The 23,735-nt window shown below is 55.8% G+C and carries 26 protein-coding genes; 17 read left to right on the top strand and 9 right to left on the bottom strand.

What is annotated here, in order from left to right; all coding sequences use genetic code 11:
- The first annotated feature begins 120 nt into the window (after positions 1–120).
- The 4 genes from PYL13_RS12045 (at position 121) to PYL13_RS12030 (ending at position 3,078) form a co-directional block, all read left to right on the top strand.
- The gene (locus PYL13_RS12045; RefSeq protein ID WP_275641528.1) at positions 121–654 is read left to right on the top strand and encodes a hypothetical protein; all 534 of its coding nucleotides are present in this window, start codon (positions 121–123) and stop codon (positions 652–654) included.
- 92 nt (positions 655–746) lie between these two features.
- Positions 747–1,592, top strand: a complete 846-nt coding sequence (locus PYL13_RS12040; RefSeq protein WP_275641527.1) for an RNA methyltransferase — start codon at positions 747–749, stop codon at positions 1,590–1,592.
- On the top strand, positions 1,573–2,376 hold the full coding sequence (murI, locus tag PYL13_RS12035) for a glutamate racemase (protein ID WP_275641526.1): 804 nt from the start codon (positions 1,573–1,575) through the stop codon (positions 2,374–2,376). Before PYL13_RS12040 ends, murI begins: the two co-directional genes overlap by 20 nt.
- 63 nt (positions 2,377–2,439) lie before the next feature.
- Positions 2,440–3,078: a LysE family translocator gene (locus PYL13_RS12030; RefSeq protein ID WP_275641525.1), complete on the top strand. Its 639-nt coding sequence runs from the start codon at positions 2,440–2,442 to the stop codon at positions 3,076–3,078.
- Between the two features lie 71 nt (positions 3,079–3,149).
- Here PYL13_RS12030 and PYL13_RS12025 read toward each other — a convergent pair whose 3' ends face one another.
- Positions 3,150–3,317, bottom strand: a complete 168-nt coding sequence (locus tag PYL13_RS12025; RefSeq protein WP_192488691.1) for a Thivi_2564 family membrane protein — start codon at positions 3,315–3,317, stop codon at positions 3,150–3,152.
- 126 nt (positions 3,318–3,443) lie between these two features.
- On the opposite strand from PYL13_RS12025, the gene PYL13_RS12020 reads away from it, so the two are divergent.
- Positions 3,444–3,869, top strand: a complete 426-nt coding sequence (locus PYL13_RS12020) for an OsmC family protein (RefSeq protein WP_250981742.1) — start codon at positions 3,444–3,446, stop codon at positions 3,867–3,869.
- Positions 3,870–3,879: 10 nt separating this feature from the next.
- Here PYL13_RS12020 and PYL13_RS12015 read toward each other — a convergent pair whose 3' ends face one another.
- Genes PYL13_RS12015 through PYL13_RS12005 form a run of 3 tightly spaced genes read right to left on the bottom strand, consistent with a single transcriptional unit; the run spans position 3,880 to position 7,082 of the window.
- Entirely contained in the window at positions 3,880–4,386 is a 507-nt protein-coding gene (locus PYL13_RS12015) for a peptide deformylase (RefSeq protein ID WP_250981741.1), read from the bottom strand.
- 54 nt (positions 4,387–4,440) lie between these two features.
- Positions 4,441–4,770, bottom strand: a complete 330-nt coding sequence (locus tag PYL13_RS12010) for a hypothetical protein (protein ID WP_275641524.1) — start codon at positions 4,768–4,770, stop codon at positions 4,441–4,443.
- On the bottom strand, positions 4,770–7,082 hold the full coding sequence (locus tag PYL13_RS12005) for an FdhF/YdeP family oxidoreductase (RefSeq protein ID WP_275641523.1): 2,313 nt from the start codon (positions 7,080–7,082) through the stop codon (positions 4,770–4,772). Before PYL13_RS12005 ends, PYL13_RS12010 begins: the two co-directional genes overlap by 1 nt.
- Positions 7,083–7,484: 402 nt before the next feature.
- Here PYL13_RS12005 and mgtE point away from each other — a divergent pair, with 402 nt between their 5' ends.
- Together mgtE and PYL13_RS11995 are read left to right on the top strand one after the other, a co-directional pair.
- Positions 7,485–8,909 (top strand): magnesium transporter, encoded by a 1,425-nt coding sequence (gene mgtE, locus PYL13_RS12000; protein ID WP_250981738.1) that lies wholly within the window; start codon positions 7,485–7,487, stop codon positions 8,907–8,909.
- A gap of 182 nt (positions 8,910–9,091) precedes the next feature.
- The gene (locus tag PYL13_RS11995; protein ID WP_192488697.1) at positions 9,092–9,478 is read left to right on the top strand and encodes a MerR family transcriptional regulator; all 387 of its coding nucleotides are present in this window, start codon (positions 9,092–9,094) and stop codon (positions 9,476–9,478) included.
- A 51-nt stretch (positions 9,479–9,529) separates the two neighbouring features.
- Here PYL13_RS11995 and PYL13_RS11990 read toward each other — a convergent pair whose 3' ends face one another.
- Both PYL13_RS11990 and PYL13_RS11985 read right to left on the bottom strand, forming a co-directional pair.
- Positions 9,530–10,501, bottom strand: coding sequence for a DUF1624 domain-containing protein (locus PYL13_RS11990; RefSeq protein ID WP_275641522.1), 972 nt, complete (start codon positions 10,499–10,501; stop codon positions 9,530–9,532).
- Positions 10,502–10,564: 63 nt separating this feature from the next.
- Positions 10,565–11,257 (bottom strand): DUF599 domain-containing protein, encoded by a 693-nt coding sequence (locus PYL13_RS11985; protein ID WP_192488699.1) that lies wholly within the window; start codon positions 11,255–11,257, stop codon positions 10,565–10,567.
- Positions 11,258–11,880: 623 nt separating this feature from the next.
- On the opposite strand from PYL13_RS11985, the gene cobU reads away from it, so the two are divergent.
- Positions 11,881–12,402, top strand: coding sequence for a bifunctional adenosylcobinamide kinase/adenosylcobinamide-phosphate guanylyltransferase (gene cobU, locus PYL13_RS11980; RefSeq protein WP_275641521.1), 522 nt, complete (start codon positions 11,881–11,883; stop codon positions 12,400–12,402).
- 44 nt (positions 12,403–12,446) lie between these two features.
- On the opposite strand, the gene PYL13_RS11975 is transcribed toward cobU, so the two are convergent.
- Positions 12,447–13,163 (bottom strand): hemerythrin domain-containing protein, encoded by a 717-nt coding sequence (locus tag PYL13_RS11975; RefSeq protein ID WP_275641520.1) that lies wholly within the window; start codon positions 13,161–13,163, stop codon positions 12,447–12,449.
- 70 nt (positions 13,164–13,233) lie between these two features.
- Here PYL13_RS11975 and ccoN point away from each other — a divergent pair, with 70 nt between their 5' ends.
- From ccoN to ccoP, 4 genes are read left to right on the top strand one after another with little or no spacing between them, the layout of a single operon-like run.
- Positions 13,234–14,856, top strand: coding sequence for a cytochrome-c oxidase, cbb3-type subunit I (gene ccoN / locus PYL13_RS11970; RefSeq protein ID WP_259145984.1), 1,623 nt, complete (start codon positions 13,234–13,236; stop codon positions 14,854–14,856).
- Between the two features lie 11 nt (positions 14,857–14,867).
- Positions 14,868–15,599 carry a cytochrome-c oxidase, cbb3-type subunit II gene (ccoO, locus tag PYL13_RS11965; RefSeq protein WP_192488702.1) on the top strand — a complete coding sequence of 244 codons (732 nt, stop codon included), beginning with the start codon at positions 14,868–14,870 and terminating at the stop codon, positions 15,597–15,599.
- Positions 15,600–15,610: 11 nt separating this feature from the next.
- Positions 15,611–15,763 carry a cbb3-type cytochrome c oxidase subunit 3 gene (locus PYL13_RS11960; protein WP_250981733.1) on the top strand — a complete coding sequence of 51 codons (153 nt, stop codon included), beginning with the start codon at positions 15,611–15,613 and terminating at the stop codon, positions 15,761–15,763.
- Between the two features lie 3 nt (positions 15,764–15,766).
- Positions 15,767–16,630: a cytochrome-c oxidase, cbb3-type subunit III gene (ccoP, locus tag PYL13_RS11955; protein ID WP_275641519.1), complete on the top strand. Its 864-nt coding sequence runs from the start codon at positions 15,767–15,769 to the stop codon at positions 16,628–16,630.
- A gap of 46 nt (positions 16,631–16,676) precedes the next feature.
- On the opposite strand, the gene PYL13_RS11950 is transcribed toward ccoP, so the two are convergent.
- Positions 16,677–17,027: a VOC family protein gene (locus PYL13_RS11950; RefSeq protein ID WP_275641518.1), complete on the bottom strand. Its 351-nt coding sequence runs from the start codon at positions 17,025–17,027 to the stop codon at positions 16,677–16,679.
- 13 nt (positions 17,028–17,040) lie between these two features.
- Complete coding sequence (locus PYL13_RS11945; RefSeq protein WP_275641517.1) at positions 17,041–17,445, bottom strand: SRPBCC family protein; 405 nt, start codon at positions 17,443–17,445, stop codon at positions 17,041–17,043.
- Positions 17,446–17,575: 130 nt separating this feature from the next.
- Here PYL13_RS11945 and ccoG point away from each other — a divergent pair, with 130 nt between their 5' ends.
- The 5 genes from ccoG (at position 17,576) to gndA (ending at position 23,695) form a co-directional block, all read left to right on the top strand.
- Positions 17,576–19,162 carry a cytochrome c oxidase accessory protein CcoG gene (ccoG, locus tag PYL13_RS11940; RefSeq protein ID WP_275641516.1) on the top strand — a complete coding sequence of 529 codons (1,587 nt, stop codon included), beginning with the start codon at positions 17,576–17,578 and terminating at the stop codon, positions 19,160–19,162.
- Positions 19,159–19,659 (top strand): FixH family protein, encoded by a 501-nt coding sequence (locus PYL13_RS11935; protein ID WP_275641515.1) that lies wholly within the window; start codon positions 19,159–19,161, stop codon positions 19,657–19,659. The genes ccoG and PYL13_RS11935 overlap by 4 nt, the downstream gene beginning before the upstream one ends.
- The gene (locus tag PYL13_RS11930) at positions 19,656–21,977 is read left to right on the top strand and encodes a cation-translocating P-type ATPase (protein ID WP_259145992.1); all 2,322 of its coding nucleotides are present in this window, start codon (positions 19,656–19,658) and stop codon (positions 21,975–21,977) included. The genes PYL13_RS11935 and PYL13_RS11930 overlap by 4 nt, the downstream gene beginning before the upstream one ends.
- A complete protein-coding gene (ccoS, locus tag PYL13_RS11925) occupies positions 21,974–22,129 on the top strand; it encodes a cbb3-type cytochrome oxidase assembly protein CcoS (protein WP_192488710.1) in 156 nt (51 codons plus the stop codon). Before PYL13_RS11930 ends, ccoS begins: the two co-directional genes overlap by 4 nt.
- Before the next feature lie 135 nt (positions 22,130–22,264).
- Complete coding sequence (gene gndA, locus PYL13_RS11920; RefSeq protein ID WP_192488711.1) at positions 22,265–23,695, top strand: NADP-dependent phosphogluconate dehydrogenase; 1,431 nt, start codon at positions 22,265–22,267, stop codon at positions 23,693–23,695.
- Positions 23,696–23,735: the final 40 nt, after the last annotated feature.

Below are 23,735 nucleotides of genomic sequence, written 5' to 3'. Positions count from 1 at the left end.
GCTTGGAGCATGTTTTTCTGCATGGCTGCCCAAATGAAGTTGGGTGGGTGACAAATGACAGGATGGGAATACAGTCTGGCGAATCATTCCTTCATCGTCGATTTGCGACCGGACACTTTTATGCGCACTTTTTTCATTGCCACCCTCGTTTTTCTAGCCTCAAGCTGCGCATTCGCCGCAGATGCGACGGCGCCCGTGCGTCAGGTGATGGATATCACCGTCAAGAACTGGTCCGGTGAGCAGGAGGAATGGAAATACATTTTTGACGAGGACATGCTGAACAGCCTGTTCAGCAAGAGATTCGTCGAAACCTACCATCAGGCGGCAAAGAAGCCGGCCTATGACACCGAAAACAACGAGCCGGGCGATCCCTTTGGCTACGACGTGGTGACCAGTTCACAGGATGGCTGTCCAATACAGGAACTGGCGATCGCACCCGCTCAGCCAAAGGATGGCGGCGTCAATGACGTCAAGGTCAGTTTCAAGCTGTGGTCCTGCATGGACGAAAACGACATGAAGAACATGGTCAACGAAGTGCATTTTGATGTCATCGAAGAAAACGGCAAACCTGTCATTGATGACATTCACCGGGTTGGCGACGACGGCACGGATTCCCTGGTTGTCGAGATGGATGGCATCATCAAGGGTGAATAGTGCCGGTCTTCAATTGGCCTTTTTCCGCTGCACACTTTGATTTGCGCTGCATTTTGTGCCAGTGAAGCGCCCGTGTAATCTGGAAGAAGAATATGGCTGGTACCAATAGCGAGCTGGAACTTGTGGCAGAAGGCCCGGCAATCATCCTCGTTGAACCGCAACTGGGCGAAAACATCGGCATGGTTGCCCGTGCCATGGCCAATTTCGGCTTGGCGGAACTGCGTCTGGTCAACCCGCGGGATGGCTGGCCAAGCGAGAAGGCCCGTGCTGCGGCCTCCAAGGCAGACCATGTGATTGACGGCACGCGGGTGTTTGCGACGCTGGAAGAAGCGATTGCCGACCTGAATTTCGTTTATGCCACCACTGCCCGTGAACGTTACGGCTTCAAGCCGGTGCGCGCACCTGTTGATGCCGTTGCGACGCTGCGCGGTAAATTCGTCGGCGGCGAAAAGACCGGCATTTTGTTTGGTCGTGAGCGCTGGGGCCTGACCAATGAAGAAGTGGCGCTTGCCGACGAGATCGTGACCTTCCCGGTCAATCCAGCCTTTGCATCGCTGAACATCGCGCAAGCGGTGCTGCTGATGTCCTATGAGTGGATGAAATCGGGCATGGAAGACGTGTCTTCGACGCTTTTCCAGCCGATCGAGCAGCGACCTGCGACAAAAGAAGAGCTGCATGGCCTTTATGAACAGGTGGAAGAAGCGCTGGATGCTCGCGGTTATTTCCGCCCCGAAGGCAAAAGGCAGCGCATGACTGAAAATCTTCGTGCCGTTTTGTCCAGACGGGCGCTGACCTCGCAGGAGATCAGTGTTCTGCGTGGCGTGTTCGGTACCTTTGACCGTTACACGCGCAACTCGCCGCGTGGAGCTTTTTATCAGCCTCCCAACAACAATGCCGGCGGCAAGGGCGTTTCGGAAGATGACAGCACAGACGCATGAGCTGAAACCAATTCTGGTTTTTGATTCCGGAATTGGTGGCCTGACGGTTTTGCGCGAAGTTCGCGTTCTGATACCGGAACGCGAATTCATCTATATTGCCGATGATGCCGGTTTTCCCTATGGCGGCTGGGAAGAAGAGGCTCTGAAAGAGCGCATTCTGGCGCTGTTTGCCCGGCTGCTGGTCGAACACGATCCCGAGGTCTGCGTCATTGCCTGCAACACCGCGTTTACGCTGGCCGGTGCGGCATTGCGTGAAGCATTTCCTGCCATGACCTTTGTCGGTACCGTACCGGCGATCAAGCCTGCAGCAGAGCGCACACGCTCCGGCCTCGTATCGGTTCTTGCCACGCCCGGCACGGTCAAACGTGCTTACACGCGTGACCTCATCCAGTCCTTCGCCACCCAGTGCCATGTGCGGCTGGTCGGTTCTGAAAATCTGGCCCGCATGGCGGAAAGCTGGATCCGGGGTGAACCGGTATCGGATGAGGCGGTGATGGCTGAGATCGCACCGTGTTTTGTCGAGCAGGAGGAGCGCAAGACCGATATCGTCGTGCTGGCCTGCACCCATTACCCGTTCATGTCCAATCTGTTTCGTCGCTTAGCACCTTGGCCAGTGGACTGGCTGGACCCGGCAGAAGCCATTGCACGACGGGCACGCCATCTGGTGCCGCTGGTTCAGGGTGCCGAACATCCCGATGGTTTTGATGTGGCGATTTTCACCTCGGGCAATCCGGATTTTGCCACCCGTCGCCTGATGCAGGGCTTTGGTCTGCGCGCCCAATAAACGGCGCTTGAACTTCGGTTAAAATGGTGGCTTGGTGGCGTTTCTCTGGAGCGAGGATTTGCCATGCCGTTTGAAAACTGGATTGCGTTTGCTGCTGCGTCAATTGTCATGCTGGCCATTCCCGGGCCAACCATTCTTCTCGTCATTTCCTATGCGCTTGGCCATGGCCGCAAGGCCGGTACGGCAACGGTTGCCGGTGTGGCGCTGGGTGATTTTACGGCGATGACCGCCTCCATGCTGGGGCTTGGTGCCTTGCTGGCGACGTCTGCTGCACTGTTTACGGTGCTGAAATGGATCGGGGCCGCGTATCTGATCTATCTCGGCATCAAGCTGTGGCGTGCGCCTGTTATTGGTGGCGATGCCTCACAGGGCGATGTGACGGGTCGGGAAAGGCCTAGGCGCATCTTCCTGCACACCTATATCGTCACGGCGCTCAACCCGAAAAGCATCGTGTTTTTTGTGGCGTTTCTGCCGCAGTTTCTGGTGCCGACGCTGCCATGGCTGCCGCAAATGGTGATCTTTGAAACGACGTTCCTGGTGCTCGCCATCATCAATGCGGCACTCTACGGGCTGTTGGCCTCTGCTGCGCGCAACACCATTCGCAAACCATCAGTGCAAAGGGTGGTCAATAGAACAGGCGGAAGCCTGCTGATTGGCGCCGGCTTGCTGACGCTGGGTTGGAAGCGGGCGGCAAATATCTGAAATTCAATTTAAATAAAAAAGAACAGGCGGTGTTATTGCCGCCTGTTCTTTTTGTTTCCTGTCGCGATCGATCAGAATACGGCGAGATATTTCAGAAGCGAAATAATACCGATAATGATGACGATAACCTGGACGATCTGCTTCGCGCTGCCAGCAATTGGCAAGCGAGCGACCAGCCATAGAATCAGCACGATAACAAGAAACGTGATCAAAATGCTGATGAGGGTGGATGTAACCATTGGTCCCAGCTCCTTTAATTTTCCAACGGTTCTTGACCGTTGCGTATCAAATGCGTTCATCACCACATTGGTTCCATTGCGGACAATACAATTGAAAAAAATCCTATCGGCCGGCGGAGACAACACATGACCCAGGTAAAAGTGAAAACAAGGCCCACGGGCGCAACGGCCGTTCTGGCAAGAATGGGCCAGCCGGACCTGACAACGCCAACCGGCGGCACGCTTGGCGTCACCACCAGCGCTTCCGATCCGGGCTTCAATCCGATTGATCTGCTTTATTCATCGCTGGCGGCCTGCATGGTGCTGAGCGCGCGCATCGCAGCCAGCAAGCTCGGCATCCTCGACAGGTTTGAGAACGTGACGGCTGAAGTAACCGGCGAGAAGGCAAAAACGGAACCGTCCCGCATCGAGACCTTCCATATCGCGCTTGATATCAAGGGTAATTTTAACGACGACGAGCGTCAGGCCATCGGCCATATGGCGGAAGATATCTGCACCGTCAGCAACACGCTGCGTGGTGCTGTGTCCTTTGACCTAACGGTTAAAGCGTAATCGTCTCTGCTTATGATTTTGGTGCGTGAGCGGCCTTTTGCCATTTGCGCACCAGACGGTCTCTCTTGAGGCGCGACAGTTTCTGCAGCCAGAAAATACCATCAAGCTGATCGATTTCATGCTGGATGCAGATGGCATGAAATCCCTCTGCCTCTTCTTCGTGAAATGCCCCGGTGATATCCTGATAACGTACGCGAACGGCCGCTGGGCGTTCCACTTCCTCCGTATAGCCGGGCATCGAAACGCTGCCCTCAGTGTGACGCATGGTGTGTGCGGACTGCGAGAGGATTTCCGGGTTGATGTAGTTTCGGACGCCGTCCTGTGGGGACAGTTCCAGCACAAACACCCGCTGAAATACACCAATATGGGCAGCCGTGATGCCGACGCCGGGTGCGGCGCGCATGGTATCCAGCAAGTCGGTGCACAGCGTTTTTACCGCATCGTCAAACACCGTCACCGGCTGGCAAGGTGTAGAAAGCCCGCTATGCGGGTAGGGCAGAATGGGCCTGATTGCCACTGTACGCTCCGGTTTTGCGCCTGATAAAACCCAGAAGGCGTCAGGCTTGCGGTGTCATGTTTTCGATGTCATGCGAGGTTCCAGAGGCGCATAGGCGACCTCGGTCAGTTCCTTACCAACAGCTGATAATTCCACAAAGGTTCTTTGTGTCCGGTCATCACGTTTTGTCACGGCAAGGAAGCGGCCAGACATGGCGGTGATTTCCCGTAACACCAGCGCATGGGCAATGCCGAGCTTTTTCGACAGGCTGCGGCTGTCGGAACCGATGCCGAGGTGAATAGCGCACAGAAGTGCGGCCCCGGTGGTGTCCAAACCATCCGGGGCCGTTTCCATGACCTTTTCCACCATCGCCATGAAGCGTTCGGCGGAAGTATCTTCAGACATTATGCAGCCTCGGTATCAGCCTCGATGCGCAGACGAACCGACACCAGAACCGACTTGGAGGTTGGGGTGAAGCTGCCTTCGCCGTAGCTGTGCAGTGGCACAAGCACGTTCAGTTCCGGGTAATAACCGGCAATGCTGCCTTCCGGAATATTGTAAGGTACAAGGCGGAAGTTTTCGGCAATTCGCTCAATGCCATCGCCATATTCTCCGACAACATCAACGCGCTGCTTGGCCTTCGCGCCCAGCTTTTCCATGTCCTTTGGGTTCATGAACACGACCTGGCGTTCACCGTAAACGCCACGGTAACGGTCATCCATGCCGTAGATCGTGGTGTTGTACTGGTCATGGCTGCGGAATGTCTGCAGCACGAAGATGCCTTCTTCGCCAAGCGCCTGCTGGTGCTCGGTTTTTGCCGGCAATTCGCCGGTAAAGAAGGTTGCCTTCTTGGCTGGTGTGTTCCACTCGCGCTCTGCGGCGGCGTTGCGCAGGTGGAACCCACGCGGCACGCGCACGCGCTCATTGTAGTTCTCAAAGCCCGGCAGGACACGCTCTATCATGTCACGGATCAGGTCGTAATCCTCGGCCATGGCGCGCCAGTTGACATGGGCGTTGCCAAGCGTTGCTTCGGCAATCCCGGCAACGATTGCAATTTCCGACTTCAGCTCGGGAGAGGCTGGTGTGTTGATGCCGCCGGAGCCGTGAACCATGCTCATGGAATCTTCTACGGTGATGATCTGCGAGACGCCCTTGGAGTTGCGGTCGATTTCTGTGCGGCCAAGGCATGGCAGAACGTAGGAGACCTGACCCGGTACAAGATGCGAATGGTTGAGTTTGGTGGCGATGTTGACCGTCAGCCGTTGCTTTTCAAACGCCTTGATGATCAGCGGGCTGTCCGGTGTGGCGCGCAGGAAGTTGCCGCCCAGCGCGATGAAGGTTTCAGCAGTCCCGTCCAGCATGGCGCTAATGGCTTCAACCGTGTTGTGACCGCGATTGCGCGGCATTGGCACGCCCAGTTCCTTTTCAAGCGCGTCGAGCAGGGCCGGTGGTGCCTTTTCGTCGATACCAACGGTGCGGTCGCCCTGCACGTTGGAGTGGCCACGTACCGGGCAAAGGCCCGCACCTGGACGACCGATATTGCCGCGCAGCAGCATAAAATTGGTGATTTCGCGGATGGTGATGACAGAATGTTTGTGCTGGGTAATGCCCATCGCCCAGGTGGCGATAACGGCATTCGACGTCATATAGATGTCTGCGGCTTCTTCGATCTGCTCGCGTGTCAGGCCAGACTGGTCGAGAATGGCATCCCAGCTGGTGGCATCCACGGCGGCACGGTAGGCGTCAAACTCGACGGCGTGTTCGTTGATGAAGTCGTAATCGATAATGGCAGGCTGGCCAGCGGCGCGTGCTGCGTCATCGGCGGCAAAAATCACCTTGCTCATGCCGCGAACGGCAGCCATGTCGCCTCCCTGGCGTGGCTGGTAATAGTTGGTCGCGATCTTGGCGCTGCCACCGGTGATCATCTCAACCTTGTCCTGCGGGTCGGTAAAGCGCTCAAGGCCCTTTTCGCGGATCGGGTTGAAGACAACGATGCGGGCACCGCGCAGGGCTGCGCGGCGCAGGTCACCCAGCATACGCGGGTGGTTGGTGCCGGGGTTCTGGCCAATGCAGAAAATCGCATCGGCATGTTCGAAGTCTTCCAGCAGAACTGTGCCCTTGCCAACGCCGACGGAAGCCTTCAGGCCAACGCCGCTGGCCTCATGGCACATGTTGGAACAGTCAGGGAAATTGTTGGTGCCGTAGAGACGGACCATCAGCTGATACAGGAACGCTGCTTCGTTGGAGGCGCGGCCGGATGTGTAGAATTCGGCGCGGTTGGCGTCCGGAAGGCTTTTCAGCACCGAGCCGATTTCGGCAAAGGCGTCGTCCCAGGATACGGCAACATATTTGTCGGTGGCGCGGTCATAACGCATCGGGTTGGTGAGGCGGCCTTGCAGCTCAAGATCGTAATCGCTCCAGCCACGCAGTTCAGTGACGGTGTGTTTGGCGAAGAAGTCTGGCGGTACGCGCTTTTCAGTTGCTTCCCACGCTACGGCCTTCACGCCGTTTTCGCAGAATTCGAAGGAGGAACCGTGCTCCGGGTCACCCCAGGCGCAGCCTGGACAGTCAAAGCCATCGGGCTGATTGGCTTTGAGAAGGGTACGGGCGCCGGATATTGGTGCGCCGGATTCCAGCAGTCTCTTGCCAACACTTTTCAACGCGCCCCAGCCGCCAGCTGCGGAGGATGCCTTGCCGATGAAATCCATCTTGCCCATGAACGTGGTCTTTCCCAAAAAATATTCTTTAGCTCTTTGTTTTTTTCGCATGTCGTTATCGCAAAACCGCTGAACACTTTTGCGCGACATGCTTCAGCGCAATTCCTGCGCCTTCTGGTCGCATTGCCTCATTAGCAATGTCTTGTTGTATTCGCCAGATTCCCCCATGTGTACCATATGTCAACTTGTATCTTAGTCTGAGTTTTTCAACTCTTGGTCATTGGCGTCGCGATTTCGTCGCAGGAATCTGTTTAAAGCGGTTGTTTATGACCGCATGATATTGTCTCTCCGATCAAAATTTTCCTTGGCATCCATCTTGCCTGATCGTTGACAATGCGGTTTTAAGAGCCATTCTCCAGCCAGCCCGTAATTCGGGACATTCACGTAAAACAGGGGGCGCCAATGACTGATGTTGACGACGATCGTCACGAGCCTCTGGATGTGACACCTTCCAATAAAGCCTCTGACATTTATTCGGATGACGGCTCTATCCGCTCCGACTTTTTGACCATGGTTGGTGCAGCAATCGCCGATCGGGACCTGCTGTTCCTGCGTAAAAATGTCGCAAGGCTGCACGAGTCCGAATTGGGCGATCTGCTCGAATCAATCCTGCCGGAACAGCGCCATGCGCTGGTGCGGTTGCTGGGTGATGACTTCGACATGACCGCCTTGACGGAGGTCGACGAGGCCATTCGTCTGGATATCGTCGAGCAGATGCCGAATGAGCAGATTGCTGCCGGTATCGGTGAACTGGATTCTGATGACGCGGTCTACATTCTGGAAGACCTTGACCACGCAGACCGGGAAGAAATTCTCGCCAAGCTGCCGTTCACCGAGCGTGTCAGGCTTCGCCGTGCGCTGGATTATCCGGAAAGCTCTGCCGGTCGTCGTATGCAGACCGAGTTCGTGGCCGTGCCGCCATTCTGGACGGTTGGCCAGACCATCGACTACATGCGCGAGGAAGAAGAACTTCCCGAAAGCTTCACCCAGATTTTCGTGATCGACCCGACTTTCAAGCTGGTTGGCGCGCTTGATCTCGACAAACTGCTGCGGTCCAAGCGGCAGGTGAAGGTCGAAACGATCATGCATGAAACCAACCACCCGATTGCGGCGGAGATGGACCAGGAAGAGGCCGCGCAGCTGTTTGAACAGTATGACCTTCTGTCCGCTGCCGTGGTGGATGAGAACGGCCGTCTGGTCGGTGTGCTGACCATCGATGACGTGGTTGACGTTATCCAGGAAGAGGCGGAAGAAGACTTGCTGCGCCTTGGTGGTGTCGGTGACGAAGAACTGTCGGACTCCGTTGCCAGCACGTCCCGCTCACGTATGCCGTGGCTTGCCGTCAACCTGTTTACCGCATCGATGGCGGCATCGGTCATCGGCCTGTTTGACGCGACCATTGAAGAGATCGTGGCGCTTGCCATTCTAATGCCGATCGTGGCGGGCATGGGCGGCAATGCCGGTTCGCAGACCATGACGGTCTCGGTGCGGGCGCTTGCCACCAAGAACCTCGATATTCACAATGCCAGACGTATTATCCGTCGTGAGGCGGGCGTTGGTATTCTCAATGGCCTGCTGTTTGGCTGTACCATCGGTACATTGGCAGCCCTTTGGTTCCACGATATCCAAATCGGTGGCATTCTGGCAGCGGCCATGATGATCAACATGTTTGCGGCGGCACTGGCCGGAATTCTCATTCCGATCGTGCTGGACCGATTTGGCGCCGACCCGGCGGTGTCTTCTGCGGTGTTTGTGACGGCAGTGACCGATACGGTGGGCTTCTTCTCGTTTCTCGGTCTTGCGACCTGGTGGTTCGGCATACATTAGCGACGATCACGTGCAGGAATTGTTTGCACAATTACGGGTTTCAAGTCATTGTTTTTGCACGGGCTGGTATTCTTGTGCTGAAGGCGAGACGTGGCGATTATGTTAGGTGAGGATCAATTGTAAAATTGACTTTTACGTGAAGGTCAATATACTCAATTGCCTGACATGAAGCGGATCGGCACGTGAATAAATATTATAGCATCACAGAGCTTACACGGGAATTTGGTGTTTCGACAAGAACGCTGCGTTTTTACGAAGACGAGGGGCTCATTCATCCTGAACGTCGTGGTCGCACCAGATTGTTCAGAATGGCCGACCGCAGGCTTATTCAGGAAATTCTCAGAGGCCGTCGTATCGGCTTCACCATCGCAGAAATTCGCGAGATCATTCAGGTCTACAAAGAGCCGCCGGGCGAGTCCGGCCAACTCGAGATGCTGATGAAAAAGGTCGATGAGAAGCGCAATGAACTGCGCCAGAAGCGCAAGGACATTGAAGAGACGCTGGCGGAACTCGACAATGTCGAAGAAGCCTGTCTGACCCGACTTGCGGAAATTGGTGTCGGCACCTGACCGTTTCGAAATTCGGATAGTGTGAAGCCGCTGTTTGTCACAGCGGCTTTTTTATTGCTGTACTTCCTGGGCGCACATAAATGAGATGTCGCCCATCTTTACCTGTTCCTGCTCGTTGACCTTGTTGGCCATCATATTGTCGAAGATACCTTCGGCCTGTAGCTTTTCCAGCTTGCAGCCACAGAAGCTTTCACAAATCTCAGTGCCGTTTTCGCTGTTGACGCATGAGCGCATGCAGAGGTTCTTGTATTGCTCTACCATGTCGACCGGTGGGGGCGGTGCAATCAGCGATGCGAGATAAACAATACCAACCAGAATGGGCTGGTGGATCAGGTAAAAGGCAAGGCTGTGTTTGCCGGCAAGGGCCAGCGGATTGCGCGGATGACTTGGGGTGCGAAAACGATCAAGCCAGCCACCGGGCAGGGCGATTTTTGCAGCGCTGAGGCCGAGCAGAAACGGCGCAAGCCACGGCAGCAGCGGCACATAGTCATTGGAGCGTGGCATGACCGGCGAAAGACCGACCCATAGCAGCCATGGCGTGCTGAAAATATCCGCCGTCAGATAAAACGGTGCGGCAAGTGCCGCCGCGGCAACGATCAGCGTGACGACGACAGGCAGTCGCAGGAACAACAGGCCAACAAGGCTTGCGGCGGCGATATTATGCAATATGCCGAAAAAGATCATGCCATCAGGCGTCGCAATGGCCGTTGCAACGGTGATTACCACGGCAGCAGCAGCGATCATGGCAAAGCGTTTGCGGAAAGACGGCCAGTTTATGCCCTTGGAATGGGCGAGATACAGGCTGAAACCGGCCAGAAACAGGAAGCTGCTGGCAATACCGCGCGCATAGATCTTCCAGAGGCCCTGGGTTGCGGTGCCCGGCTCGAGATAACCGAACAGCTCCAGATCCCAGGTGAAGTGGTAGGATGCCATGGCAATCAGGGCAATGCCGCGCAATGTATCGAGTGCGCCGATCCGGCCTTTCGGGGCGGGTGGCGTTGTCCCGGTGATCGCTTCGGTCATTCTCTCATCCCTGATTTTGTCGTTCTGCAAAGATTATCGCAACGCCTTCAAAGTGAGGCAATTTCAAGGCTGTTCATCTTCCATGATCGCCAGACGTGCTTCGGAGAAAAATTGACGGCGCGTCAGCACCACGATGATGAAGAGCGTGCCACCAATGAACACGTAAGGACCGATGAACCAGCCGAGGTAACCGATCGACAGGAAAATGGTGCGCAGGCCGTCATTGAAGTTCTTGGCGGCGATGATGTTCATGCGGATGACGTTTTCGGCTGCCTGTTCTGCTGCGCGCCGGTCACCCAGACTGTCCTCGACCATCGGAATGGCGCCAAACAGAATAGTGCAGTAGTTGAACAGGCGGTAGGACCAGCCAAATTTGAAAAAGGCATAACCGAAGATGGTCGTCAGTCCGATGACCTTCAGTTCAAAGGCCGTGCGTCCGGCATAATGCACAAAGGGCATGTCCTTGAACACGGATTCAACCTGATCTGTCGCGCCCAGAAGCGCAAAACAGCCACCAATCGCAAAGATCGAGGTCGAAGCAAAAAAGGCGGTGCCATTCTGCAGGCCTGCCATGATCTGCGTGTCGATCATTTTCAGGTCACGGCGCAGCGAATTGTAGATCCATTTGCGGCGGCGCTCGGCCATGGCCTGGTTGAGGCTGAGGCGCGCAAAACGCGGCTTGCCTGATGTCAGCCAGGCGTAACTGCTCCAGGAGAGGATAAAGATTACAAAAGCCGTATAGTCGATAATTGTCATGATGTTGTGAGACCGCCAATCGAATCCGTGCCGCTTCAGACCGGGCGATAATGGCCGCATGCGGTCCGTCAGGCAATGTGTTGACATCATCTATCTCAACGGTCTGAAAAAACGGTGTCTATTTTGTCGGTGAGATGGTTCGCGATAAAAATGCAAAAAACGACAAAGTTTTTTCGAATGTGAGTCGCTTGCTAACTCTCCGGTAAGAATGTCTGGTTAATTGTAGTCGTGCAGACGGCGAGACCGTCAGTCCGGCTCCGGAAAAGGTATTGCGTACCGGTCGCCGTTGCCTCTGTTCGAGGTGTTTTCAGGAGGCGTGCAAGCTTGATGGCTCGCGCGCTTTTTGATTTTTATCTACTCCCAGATGTCATTGACACGCGCCCGGCCTGATCCTAGATTCTGGTTGTCCGGACCTTTTGCTGCTGGCGTTGAGTTTCCTTGCGGTTTGTAATGGTGCAAACCGGGGAAATGACAGCAGGCAGACAAACCGGCGTGTTGAGCATGATTGACCGGGGGACGCCTCCTATCTACGAATCGTCCCTTTTCATGGCTTGATACAATGGCCCTGCGCCTACGCGCATTGGGGTCCGGACATAATTTCATACATGACAGAGCGGATTTTCATGTCGCACCAAAATCGAACGGTTCTTGTGCTGGGTGGTGCGCGTTCCGGCAAATCTTCCTTCTCCGAAAAACTGGTTCTAGCAAGCGGCCTCGACGCCCATTATGTGGCGACCGGGCGTGCCTGGGACGATGAAATGCGAGAGCGCATTCGTGAACACCAATCCCGGCGTGGCGCTGTCTGGACCAGCCATGAGGAGCCTGTTGATCTGGTGGGTCTGCTGCAAAAGATCGATGATCCCAAACGGATCATTCTCATTGATTGCCTGACATTGTGGGTCACAAACCTGATGATGGACAATAGGGATATGCCCGCCGAATTCGAGGCTCTTTGCCGTCATCTTTCCGTCGCCAAGGCGCAGCTGGTGTTTGTGTCCAATGAAGTCGGACTTGGCATCGTGCCTGACAATCGCATGGCGCGAGAGTTTCGTGACCATGCTGGCCGCCTGCATCAAAATGTGGCCGAAGTTGCCAACGAAGTTTATTTCATCGCGGCTGGATTACCCCTTAAAATGAAGGGGTAAGGTCGGGTTCCTCATATTTTGAATCGGGTACTTAAGTTTTTGATTCAATGCGTCTGTTCGTTTTCCAGTTCTTCGAGAAGACAGTCGCTTTCAAAGGCTATATGTCGACGCGTTGCTTCAAAAAAACCACGCAGCATGTAGCCGACCGCCTCCATGTTGACCGGATTGCCCGAGCCGACCTTCAGCAGGGCATCAGTCAGTTCTTCGGCAAAACATTCATCCTCGAAATGCTCAAAGCGCAGACGTTCCAGCGTTTCAGAACGAGCGCGCTGGCCGGTGCGGTGTTCGATCCAGGGAAACAGCACGGTTTCCTCATAATGGTGAGCGCCGCGGATGACGGGTCCAAGCGCCTTGGCGGCATAGATGCATTTTTGCCGGTTGACGTTGGAGGGCAGGGAATCTGCGATCTCTTCCAGTTCCCGGCACAGTGCCAGCTGTTCCGTATGCGCCCGGCGCAGCCAGTCCAGTTTGGGGAAATCCTTTTCCGACCGCGAAAGCGGGGTGATGGTTTCCTGTTCAGGTCGCCCTGAAAGATTACCTTTCTGTGCCATGGTCATGACCTCGTTCTTGCCCTTCAAGCGCAAGACTGGCTGCGCTGCCACGCCTGTCGTGCGGCATGATGTCCCGAAGGACGCATCCAGTTGCGAAAATGCCGCTATTTCCAGTTCGTTTCTATTTCTCCCACAGTCTGCCGCGTCTGCCTTGATTTGGATCAAGGTAAGTTTGGCCCGCGAATGGCACTTCTCCACACGACGCGACATGCCGCACGACTCTGCACAGGGCAGATGTCTGGCCGCGTCGGATCAGCCAGGACGTTGGGGGAAACCAACAATGAACTACACTTTGGAATTCGTGATAGTGGCTCTGGGAGCCTTTATTGCGTTGCTAGGGGCGGCATTCGCCCATGATAATCAGTTTGCATCCCACATGTGGGTGCTGTTTTTCGTGCTGCTCATCGGCGCGATCGTGTTGTTGCGACGCACATCCTTTGCGCCGATCGATGCTGCCGCCAAGCAGCGTCAGCAGTCGGAGTATTTCGATGAAGTCATCAAATACGGTGTCATTGCCACCGTGTTCTGGGGCGTTGTCGGTTTCCTCGTCGGTCTGATCGTTGCGCTTCAGCTGGCATTTCCCGACCTGAACATTGAGCCATGGTTCAATTTCGGTCGTGTACGCCCGCTGCACACCTCGGCGGTCATCTTTGCCTTTGGTGGTAACGCGCTTATCGCGACGTCTTTCCATGTGGTTCAGCGCACATCGCGTGCACGCCTGTTCGGCGGTAACCTCGGCTGGTTCGTTTTCTGGGGCTACAACCTGTTCATCGTCATGGCCGCGACCGGCTACCTTCTCGGCATTACGCAGGGCAAGGAATATGCCGAGCCGGAATGGTACGTCGATATCTGGCTGACAATTGTCTGGGTCTGTTATCTCATTGCGTTTCTGGGCACGATCCTGAAGCGCAAGGAACCCCACATTTACGTGGCCAACTGGTTCTACCTCGGCTTCATTGTCACCATTGCCATGTTGCATATCGTCAACAATCTGGCGGTGCCGGTGTCGTTCCTCGGCGTGAAGAGCTACTCGGCCTTCTCGGGCGTGCAGGATGCTTTGACACAGTGGTGGTACGGCCATAACGCCGTGGGCTTCTTCCTGACCGCCGGCTTCCTGGGCATGATGTATTATTACATTCCCAAACAGGTTAACCGTCCGGTCTATTCCTACCGCCTGTCGATCATCCACTTCTGGGCCCTGATCTTCATGTATATCTGGGCTGGCCCGCACCACCTGCACTATACGGCGCTGCCGGACTGGGCGCAGACACTGGGCATGGTGTTCTCGGTCATGCTGTGGATGCCTTCGTGGGGTGGCATGATCAACGGTCTGATGACGCTTTCGGGCGCATGGGACAAGATCCGTACCGACCCGGTCGTTCGCATGATGGTTATGGCGGTTGCCTTCTACGGCATGGCAACATTTGAAGGTCCGGTTATGTCGATCAAGGCCGTCAACTCGCTCAGCCACTATACCGACTGGACCATTGGTCACGTTCACTCCGGCGCGCTTGGCTGGAACGGCATGATCACCTTCGGCGCTCTCTACTACATGGTGCCAAAGCTGTGGAACCGCGATCGTCTGTATAGCCTGCAACTGGTCAACTGGCACTTCTGGCTGGCCACACTGGGTATCGTTGTCTACGCGGCTGCCATGTGGGTTGCCGGTATCCAGCAGGCTCTGATGTGGCGCGAATATGATGCGCAGGGCTTCCTGGTTTACTCGTTCGCAGAATCTGTGGCGGCCATGTTCCCATACTACGTGCTGCGTGCCGGTGGCGGTCTGCTGTTCCTCAGCGGTGCAATCATCATGGCCTACAACATTACCAGAACCATTCTCGGCCATCAGCGCCAAGAGGGTGTTCGCCAGGATGCCGCGCCTGCGCTGCAACCGGCTGAGTAAGGAGTTTGACGATGTCTATTCTTGATAAACACGGCGTCATCGAGCGTAATGCAACATTGCTTCTGGTGGGATCGCTCGTTGTGGTCTCCATCGGCGGTATCGTTGAAATCGCACCGCTTTTCTACCTCGAAAACACCATTGAAAAGGTGGAGGGCATGCGGCCTTACTCGCCGCTCGAGCTGGCCGGACGCAACATCTACATTCGTGAAGGGTGCTACACCTGCCACAGCCAGATGATCCGTCCGTTCCGTGACGAGGTCGAGCGTTACGGTCACTACAGCCTTGCCGCTGAATCGATGTACGACCATCCGTTCCAGTGGGGTTCCAAGCGCACAGGGCCAGATCTCGCCCGCGTCGGTGACCGTTATTCAAACGAATGGCATGTGCAGCATCTGGTCGAGCCACGCTCTGTGGTGCCGGAATCGGTGATGCCCAGCTATTCCTTCCTGAAGGAAACACCGCTCAAGATCACCGACGTTTCAATGGAGCTCAAGGCCAACCGTGCCGTGGGCGTTCCATACAGTGACGAGATGATCGAAAACGCCGCTGCCGATCTTGCCGCACAGGCAGATCCGAATGCGGATACTTCAGGTATCGAAGCGCGCTATCCCAAGGCAAAGCTCGGTGACTTCGACGGCGACCCGGCCAAGCTGACGGAAATGGATGCTCTGGTTGCCTATCTGCAAATGCTCGGCACGCTGGTCGATTTCTCGACCTACGACGATGCCGCTGGCTACCGCTAAGGAGAGATGACATGGAAACCTACACAGCCATGCGTCACTTCGCGGACAGTTGGGGCTTGCTGGCCATGACACTGTTCTTTCTTGCGGTCGTCCTCTTCACATTGCGTCCCGGCGGCGGAAAGCAGGCCAAAGACGCAGCCAATATTCCTCTCAAGGAGGACTAGGATATGTCGGAAAAACACATTGACGAAATAAGTGGCGTGGAAACCACCGGCCACGAATGGGATGGTATTCGTGAGTTGAACAACCCCATGCCACGCTGGTGGGTATGGTGCTTTTACCTGACGATCATCTGGGCAATCGGTTACACGATTGCCTATCCGGCATGGCCTTTGTTGACCGAAAACACCAAGGGCCTGCTTGGCTGGAGCAGCCGCGCTGACTTTGCCGGTGAAATGGTGGAAGCCAAGACGGCACAGAGCATCTATCTCGACAAGATTGCCGCATCGTCGCTGGCCGACATTCAGGCCGACAATGAGTTGCTGCAGTTTGCCGTTGCCGGTGGTTCTGCCGCGTTCAAGGTTAACTGCATCCAGTGCCATGGTTCGGGTGCTTCGGGTGGCGCAGGCTTCCCCAACCTCAACGATGACGACTGGCTTTGGGGCGGTAGCGCTGACGACATCTACACAACGATTACCCATGGTATTCGTTTTGCCGATGATGACGATACACGCCTGTCGGAAATGCCGGCCTATGCCGACATGCTGCAATCACAGGAAATCAAGCAGGTTGCAGCTTATGTCGTCAGCCTGACCGGCACACCGCGTGATGCCAGCATGGTTGAACCGGGCAAGCAGATCTTTGCCGATAACTGTGCTTCGTGTCACGGCGAAGATGCCAAGGGCAACCGCGAGTTTGGCGCGCCAAACCTTGCCGATGCCATCTGGCTGAAGGTTGAGGGTGAAGACGGCATCGCCGCACAGGTCCGCGCACCAAAGCATGGCGTTATGCCTGCCTGGGGCGAGCGCCTTGGCGATGCCACCGTCAAGCAGCTGGCACTTTTCGTGCACTCGTTGGGTGGTGGTGAATAACCACCCGACCTGACAATGACAAAAGGGCCGCTTTCGCGGCCCTTTTTTAGTTCGCGGTCCAGACGGCCAGTTCGTAACCGTCCAAATCCCTAAAATGGAAACGGCGACCGCCGGGAAATTCAAAAATATACTCGACAATGGTGCCGCCAGCTTTTTTGACAGCTTCCAGCGTTGGTTCCAGATTATCGGCGTAGAGAATGACCAGTGCGCCACCGTCCGCCTTGACCGGTGCCGTTGTGGTAAAACCGCCCGTCATGTTGCCATCGGAAAACTCGCAATATTGCGGGCCGTAATCCTTGAACTGCCAGCCGAATACCGTGCCATAAAAGGCCTTGGACGCTTCGATGTCACTGACGTTGAATTCGACGTAATTGATGGTGTTGTTTTTACCGGCCACGGCAGGTCTCCAATCAGGTTGTTTCCAGCATTTTTTTAAGCGTTATCAGGTCGTTGTAGACGAGTTTCGCATCGTTTTTAAAGTCGTCATCACTCATGCCCGGCAGCTGCAGGACGGTAAAGGCTATTTCGCAGCCGTCGCCGTTTGGCGTGACCCTGAGGGCATTATAGACTTCCAGGCCATCCGGCATGGTGACGACATGGTCGATAACGCCGAGGTCATTTGGTTTTGCGAATCGCACCGTGACATTGCCGAGCGGCCCCGAAGCGATCCAATCGTCACCCTGCGGCGTAAGGCCGCTGGCCAGGCCCGCGGCCCATAATGGCATTTTTGAATGATCGGACGCGAACGCATAAACGGCCGTCCATGGGCGATTAATCGTCAAATGCACGATCTTTGCGGTCATACTATCGGTCATTGCGGTCTCCGTACTGCGGGGCGACGTTCAAACCTGCCACATGCGCCACTTTGTCCATGCTTGACTTAAGTCAAGGATGAAACGGCTGCGAAATGAGAAAAGGCAAATACAGAAATCTGGATATTGCCCCATGAACCTCTACAACGCCGAGCAGGATAGCAGTCGGCCCTCGAATGTCGAACAGCTTGACGCTTTACCTGTCAATTCCGCCAAAATTCGTCAGCCACTGTATGAAGCCCGCAAGAAGATCTTTCCGAAGCGGGTTGAGGGGCAATTTCGCCGTTTCAAATGGATCGTGATGCTGATCACGCTCGGCATCTATTATCTGACGCCATGGATCCGCTGGGACCGTGGTGCCTATGCACCGGATCAGGCTGTTCTGATCGATATTGCCAACCGCCGGTTCTATTTCTTCTTTATCGAAATATGGCCGCAAGAATTCTTTTATGTTGCCGGCCTGCTGGTCATGGCCGGTTTCGGGCTGTTCCTCATCACGTCGGCCGTTGGCCGTGCATGGTGCGGTTATACCTGTCCCCAGACCGTCTGGGTCGACCTCTTTCTGGTGGTCGAGCGGGCGGTCGAAGGTGACAGAAATGCCCGCATGAAGCTGGATGCCGCGCCGTGGAGCTTCGACAAGATCCGCAAGCGCCTGCTCAAACATTCGATCTGGCTTGTCATCGGTGTTGCGACCGGTGGTGCCTGGATTTTCTATTTTGCCGATGCACCAACGCTTGCCATGGAGTTCATGACGGGCCAAGCCGCCATGGTAGCTTATTCGACCGTCGCTACGCTGACTGCCACCACCTATATTTTCGGTGGCCTGATGCGCGAGCAGGTCTGCACCTACATGTGCCCGTGGCCACGTATTCAGGCTGCAATGCTCGACGAACATTCGCTTGTGGTGACCTATAATGACTGGCGCGGCGAACCACGTTCACGCCATTCAAAAAAGCTGATTGCCGCCGGGGAACCGGTGGGAGATTGCGTGGACTGCAATGCCTGCGTTGCCGTCTGTCCCATGGGCATCGATATCAGGGACGGGCAGCAGCTGGAATGCATCACCTGCGCATTGTGCATAGATGCCTGTGACGGCGTCATGGACAAGATTGGCAAGCCTCGCGGGCTGATCGCCTATGCCACACTCAGCGAATATGAAGCCAATATGGAGCTGGCAACCGGCAACAGCACGCATCCGATCAAGCCATCGAATATTCGGGATCAGGATGGCAAGTTCGTGGATGCCATCAGGCACTTCAACTGGCGTATCATCTTCCGGCTGCGGACCCTTCTTTACATGGGCATCTGGTCGGCTGTCGGCCTGGCCATGCTGTTTGCGCTGGCGACCCGTGATCGCCTGTCGGTCAACGTGCTGCATGACAGAAACCCGCAATATGTGCTGGAATCGGATGGCTCGATCCGTAACGGCTACACGGTCCGTTTGTTGAACATGGTGCCGCAGCCACGCCAGATCACGCTATCGATCGAAGGCGTGCCGGAAGCGGTCATGAAGATCAACGGTGTGCAGGATGCGCCATCGCGCTCGTTTACAGTGATGGTCGAGCCGGACGAAGTCACGACGCTGAAAGTGTTTGTGACGCTGCCGGGCAAGGCAATCACCTCGACCTCAGAAGATTTCGATTTCATTGCGGTCGACAATGAAATTCACGAAACTGCCCATTACAAGGCCGTCTTTATTGCTCCGGGAGCTAAGAAATGAGTGCTGAACAACAAAAACAACAGGGTTTCGTTTTTACCGGCTGGCATATGCTTGCAATCATGGTTCTGTTTTTCGGAACCATCATCTCGGTCAACATCACCATGGCCTGGAATGCGGTGACCAGCTGGAGCGGCCTGGTGGTGCCCAATACCTATGTGGCGAGCCAGCAGTTCAACGGCAAGGCGGCGGCTGCCAAGGCGCGTGCTGCCTCCGGTATCATCGGCAAGCTTGAGGTCAAGAACGATATTGCCCGCTACGAGATTTCGCATCCCGAACGCGGCGCTATCGATACCGATAGCGTGACCTTGCATTTCCGCCGTCCGGTTGGTGAAAAACAGAATTTCGACATGGAACTGCAAAAGGCCGAAACCGGTGTATTCTCGGGCCAGCATGACATTCCCGGTGGTCACTGGATCGTTGAGGCGATTGCCATGAAAGACGGCAAGGTCATCGTACATGAGGGTACACGCATTGCTGTAACGGGAGACGTGCAATGAGCTGCTGTGCACCGGGTACAGAAAGCGCGCTGGAGCAGGCCGGTTTCAACCGCACCCTGCCTTCATCGGAAGAGTTGTTCCTGGCAAGCCGGGACCTGGGGCAGGGGCTGCGCCAGACCGATCTCGGCGTTCCCGGTGTTTATTGCGGTGCCTGTATCACGACCGTCGAAGGCGCTTTGAGAAAGCTGCCGCAGGTTGAGAAGGCACGCGTCAACCTGTCTTCAAAGCGTGTTTCCATCGTCTGGAAGGAAGAAATTGACGGCGTGAAGACCGATCCGGTCATTCTTGCGCAGGCGGTGGCCTCGACCGGATATGAAACGCATCTGTTCACATCGTTGCAGGACAGCTCTGATGAGTTGCGCAACCAGTTGATCCGTGCGGTTGGCCTTTGCGGTTTCGCCGCCGTCAACATCATGCTGTTGTCTATTTCTGTCTGGTCGGGCGCCGATGCCTCGACCCGTGACATGTTCCACTGGATTTCGGGTCTGATTGCGGCCCCGGCGCTGATCTATGGTGGCCGTTTTTTCTACCAGTCGGCCTTTAATGCCTTGAAACATGGCCGCACCAATATGGACGTGCCGATTGCTCTGGCCATCACGCTTTCCTATTCGGTGTCGGTCTGGGAAACCATTCACAGCGGCCCACACGCCTGGTTTGATGCCACCGTGTCGCTGCTGTTCTTCCTGCTGATTGGCCGCACGCTGGATCACGTCATGCGAGACCGTGCGCGTTCGGCCGTTGCCGGGCTTGCACGGCTATCACCGCGTGGTGCCACGGTGCTGATGGAAGACGGTTCGCGGGAATATCTTCCAGTGACCGATATCGTGCCCGGCCATCACATTGCCATTGCTGCTGGCGACCGGGTGCCGGTTGACGGCCGTATCCTCAGCGGTACCAGCGATCTCGATGTGTCTATCGTCAATGGCGAAAGCGCCCCTTTGACAGTCCGTCAGGGTGACGCGGTTCAGGCCGGTACACTTAATCTGACCGGTGCACTGGTAATCGAGGCAACCGCGCTGGCAAGGGATTCGTTCCTGTCGGAAATCATCGGCCTGATGGAAGCTGCCGAAGGTGGTCGGGCGCGTTATCGCCGTCTGGCTGACCGGGCTGCCCAATATTATTCGCCGGTGGTGCATTTGCTGGCGCTGACGGCCTTTATCGGCTGGGGTGTGTTCGGCGGGGACTGGAAACAGGCCATGCTGATTGCCATTGCCGTTCTGATCATCACATGCCCTTGTGCGCTTGGTCTTGCCGTACCTGTCGTGCAAGTGGTTGCGGCTGGTCGGCTGTTCAAGCACGGCATCATGGTCAAGGATGGTTCGGCGATGGAGCGCCTTGCCGAAGCGGATACGGTTTTGTTCGACAAGACCGGTACGCTGACACTTGGTCGGCCACAGCTGGTCAATGCCAGTGAGATTGCACCTTCGCTGATGAAGACCGCCGCCGGCATTGCCGTCAATTCGCGGCACCCGCTGTCGCAGGCTTTAGCCCGTTCGGTGGATGGCCCATTGCCGGTGTTTGCCGGCGGTCGTGAAATTCCCGGTGCCGGTGTTGAGGTGGAAACCCCTGATGGTCTTTATCGTCTCGGCAGCAGGCGTTTTGCGCTGCCTGACACGGCAGGTGATTCGAACAGTGACTTTGCCTCGTCTGAAGTGGTGCTGTCGCTTAATGGCCGTGAACTGGCGCAGTTCCGCTTTGAAGATACGGTTCGTCCTGGCGCGGCGGAAGCCGTTTCGAGACTGCTTGGCGACCACATGAAAAGCGAAATCGTCTCAGGCGATCGTCCGGCAGCGGTTGAGACACTGGCGCGGCGGATCGGCATCACGCAGTGGAATGCCGGACTTGCTCCAGCCGAGAAAGCCGCCCGCTGCACCGAGCTTGCCGAACAGGGCCGGAAGGTGCTGATGGTGGGCGATGGCATCAACGATGCCCCGGCACTTGCCGCAGCCCATGTGTCGATTGCGCCGGCAACGGCGGCGGATATTGGCCGTCAGGCCGCAGATTTCGTGTTCATGCAGGACAATCTGAGTGCGGTGCCGTTTGCGGTCGAGGCATCACGCAAGGCCGGACGGCTGATCCGCGAGAACTTTGCACTGGCCATCGGCTACAACATCATTGCCGTGCCAATTGCGCTTGCCGGTTACGCCACGCCGATGATTGCCGCCATTGCCATGTCGACGTCGTCGATTATCGTGGTAGCCAACGCATTACGTCTTAACAGCCTTGCAAATACTGCACAGGCCGATATTGCCAGCAGCAATCGCAATATCAAAACGGACGATGCTAACGGCGTGGAAAAAGGAGCGCGTTTCGCATGAACATGCTTTCGTTTCTTATTCCAGTTGCCTTGTTTCTCGGCGGTTTGGGACTTTTTGCTTTTCTCTGGTCGCTGAAAAGCGGCCAGTATGAAGACATGGATGGGGCCGGCTGGCGGGCGCTGGATGACGGAGACGACCACCCTGCGAAGTAAAATTTGCCTGCCTTATTTGAAGGCAAAGATGATTTTCGTCATCAAAATATAATCGTTTCGTTCATGTCCAGCCTTGCCGTTTTCCATTTACAGTGCCACAACATGCGCCATTGAACGAAAGATGGAGGCACATCCGTGGAACAGGCAGAAATCGGTTTGATCGGTCTCGGTGTCATGGGCTCTAACCTTGCCCTGAACATTGCAGAAAAGGGCAACAAGATTGCCGTATTCAACCGCACCCCGGAGGCAACACGAAAATTTTACGCTGAAGCCGGTGAATTGCAGGGCCAGATCATTCCTTGCGAAACAATCGAGGAATTCGTCGCTGCTATTCGTCCGCCGCGTCCGATCATCATCATGATCAAGGCCGGTGACCCGGTTGACCAGCAGATGGAAATCCTGAAGCCGCATCTGGCTAATGGCGACATCATGATCGATGCCGGTAACGCCAATTTCCGCGATACGATTCGCCGCTTCGACACCCTGAAAGACACTGACCTGACCTTTATCGGCATGGGCGTGTCCGGTGGTGAAGAAGGCGCACGTCATGGTCCTTCGATCATGGTTGGTGGCACGGAAGACAGCTGGAAGCGCGTTGAGAAGGTTCTGACCTCGATCTCCGCCAAGTACAATGATGATCCGTGCGTTGCATGGCTCGGCAATGATGGCGCAGGCCACTTCGTCAAGACCATACACAATGGCATTGAATATGCCGACATGCAGATGATTGCCGAAATCTACGGCATCCTGCGCGACGGCCTCAAGATGAGTGCAGCTGAAATCGCTGACGTGTTCGCGACCTGGAACAAGGGCCGCCTGAACTCCTACCTCATCGAAATCACTGAAAAAGTGCTGCGCGCAGCAGACCCGATCACCGGCACGCCGATGGTAGACCTTATCCTCGATAAGGCTGGCCAGAAGGGTACTGGCAAGTGGTCGGTTATCGAAGCGCAGAACATGGGTGTTGCTGCAACGGCTATCGAAGCTGCTGTTGCTGCGCGTATCCTGTCTTCGCAGAAGGACGAGCGCGTTGCAGCAGAGAAGATTTTCGGCCTGCCGGACGTTCTGCCAGCACCTGCTGACAAAAAGGCGTTTATTGCTGATCTGGAAAGCGCGCTTCTGGCCGCCAAGATCGGTGCTTACGCGCAGGGCTTTGCCATCATGTCTGCGGCGTCCAAGGAGTTCAACTGGAACCTGCCAATGCCAACCATCGCCCGTATCTGGCGCGCAGGTTGCATCATTCGTTCGCAGTTCCTTGATGAAATCACATCGGCTTTCACCAAGGATCCGGATGTTGCAAACCTCATCGTGACACCTGCCTTCGCGCAGATGGTCAAGGACACCGATAAGTCGCTGCGTTCGGTTGTTTCCTACGCCACCCTGTCGGGTCTGCCGGTTCCGGCACTGGCATCGGCGCTTGGTTACTTCGACGCTTATCGCCGCGGCCGTGGCAGCGCAAACCTCATCCAGGCACAGCGCGACTTCTTCGGCGCACATGGCTTTGAGCGTACCGACGGCGTGGATAAGCCACACGGCCCATGGGGCAGCGGTGCTGACATATTCTAATATGATTTCTCCTGGGGGCGATTATCGCTTCCGGGAGAAT

It is taken from the genome of Agrobacterium sp. Azo12 (assembly GCF_029193765.2).
Taxonomy (GTDB): Bacteria; Pseudomonadota; Alphaproteobacteria; order Rhizobiales; family Rhizobiaceae; genus Agrobacterium.
This window is presented reverse-complemented; position numbering and strand designations above follow the sequence as displayed.

Excerpts from the sequence above, each read along its gene's own strand:
- PYL13_RS12005 (WP_275641523.1), bottom strand. The coding sequence starts at position 7,082 with ATGGGCAAGATGGATTTCATCGGCAAGGCATCCTCCGCAGCTGGCGGC.
- PYL13_RS11975 (WP_275641520.1), bottom strand. The coding sequence starts at position 13,163 with ATGTCGCGTCGTGTGGAGAAGTGCCATTCGCGGGCCAAACTTACCTTG.
- ccoN (WP_259145984.1), top strand. The coding sequence starts at position 13,234 with ATGAACTACACTTTGGAATTCGTGATAGTGGCTCTGGGAGCCTTTATT.
- PYL13_RS11945 (WP_275641517.1), bottom strand. The coding sequence starts at position 17,445 with ATGACCGATAGTATGACCGCAAAGATCGTGCATTTGACGATTAATCGC.
- cobU (WP_275641521.1), top strand. The coding sequence starts at position 11,881 with ATGTCGCACCAAAATCGAACGGTTCTTGTGCTGGGTGGTGCGCGTTCC.
- PYL13_RS11960 (WP_250981733.1), top strand. The coding sequence starts at position 15,611 with ATGGAAACCTACACAGCCATGCGTCACTTCGCGGACAGTTGGGGCTTG.
- PYL13_RS12040 (WP_275641527.1), top strand. The coding sequence starts at position 747 with ATGGCTGGTACCAATAGCGAGCTGGAACTTGTGGCAGAAGGCCCGGCA.
- PYL13_RS12045 (WP_275641528.1), top strand. The coding sequence starts at position 121 with ATGCGCACTTTTTTCATTGCCACCCTCGTTTTTCTAGCCTCAAGCTGC.
- ccoO (WP_192488702.1), top strand. The coding sequence starts at position 14,868 with ATGTCTATTCTTGATAAACACGGCGTCATCGAGCGTAATGCAACATTG.
- PYL13_RS11935 (WP_275641515.1), top strand. The coding sequence starts at position 19,159 with ATGAGTGCTGAACAACAAAAACAACAGGGTTTCGTTTTTACCGGCTGG.
- PYL13_RS12020 (WP_250981742.1), top strand. The coding sequence starts at position 3,444 with ATGACCCAGGTAAAAGTGAAAACAAGGCCCACGGGCGCAACGGCCGTT.
- ccoP (WP_275641519.1), top strand. The coding sequence starts at position 15,767 with ATGTCGGAAAAACACATTGACGAAATAAGTGGCGTGGAAACCACCGGC.
- PYL13_RS12030 (WP_275641525.1), top strand. The coding sequence starts at position 2,440 with ATGCCGTTTGAAAACTGGATTGCGTTTGCTGCTGCGTCAATTGTCATG.
- ccoG (WP_275641516.1), top strand. The coding sequence starts at position 17,576 with ATGAACCTCTACAACGCCGAGCAGGATAGCAGTCGGCCCTCGAATGTC.
- PYL13_RS12025 (WP_192488691.1), bottom strand. The coding sequence starts at position 3,317 with ATGGTTACATCCACCCTCATCAGCATTTTGATCACGTTTCTTGTTATC.
- ccoS (WP_192488710.1), top strand. The coding sequence starts at position 21,974 with ATGAACATGCTTTCGTTTCTTATTCCAGTTGCCTTGTTTCTCGGCGGT.
- murI (WP_275641526.1), top strand. The coding sequence starts at position 1,573 with ATGACAGCACAGACGCATGAGCTGAAACCAATTCTGGTTTTTGATTCC.
- mgtE (WP_250981738.1), top strand. The coding sequence starts at position 7,485 with ATGACTGATGTTGACGACGATCGTCACGAGCCTCTGGATGTGACACCT.
- PYL13_RS11985 (WP_192488699.1), bottom strand. The coding sequence starts at position 11,257 with ATGACAATTATCGACTATACGGCTTTTGTAATCTTTATCCTCTCCTGG.
- PYL13_RS11930 (WP_259145992.1), top strand. The coding sequence starts at position 19,656 with ATGAGCTGCTGTGCACCGGGTACAGAAAGCGCGCTGGAGCAGGCCGGT.
- PYL13_RS12010 (WP_275641524.1), bottom strand. The coding sequence starts at position 4,770 with ATGTCTGAAGATACTTCCGCCGAACGCTTCATGGCGATGGTGGAAAAG.
- PYL13_RS11990 (WP_275641522.1), bottom strand. The coding sequence starts at position 10,501 with ATGACCGAAGCGATCACCGGGACAACGCCACCCGCCCCGAAAGGCCGG.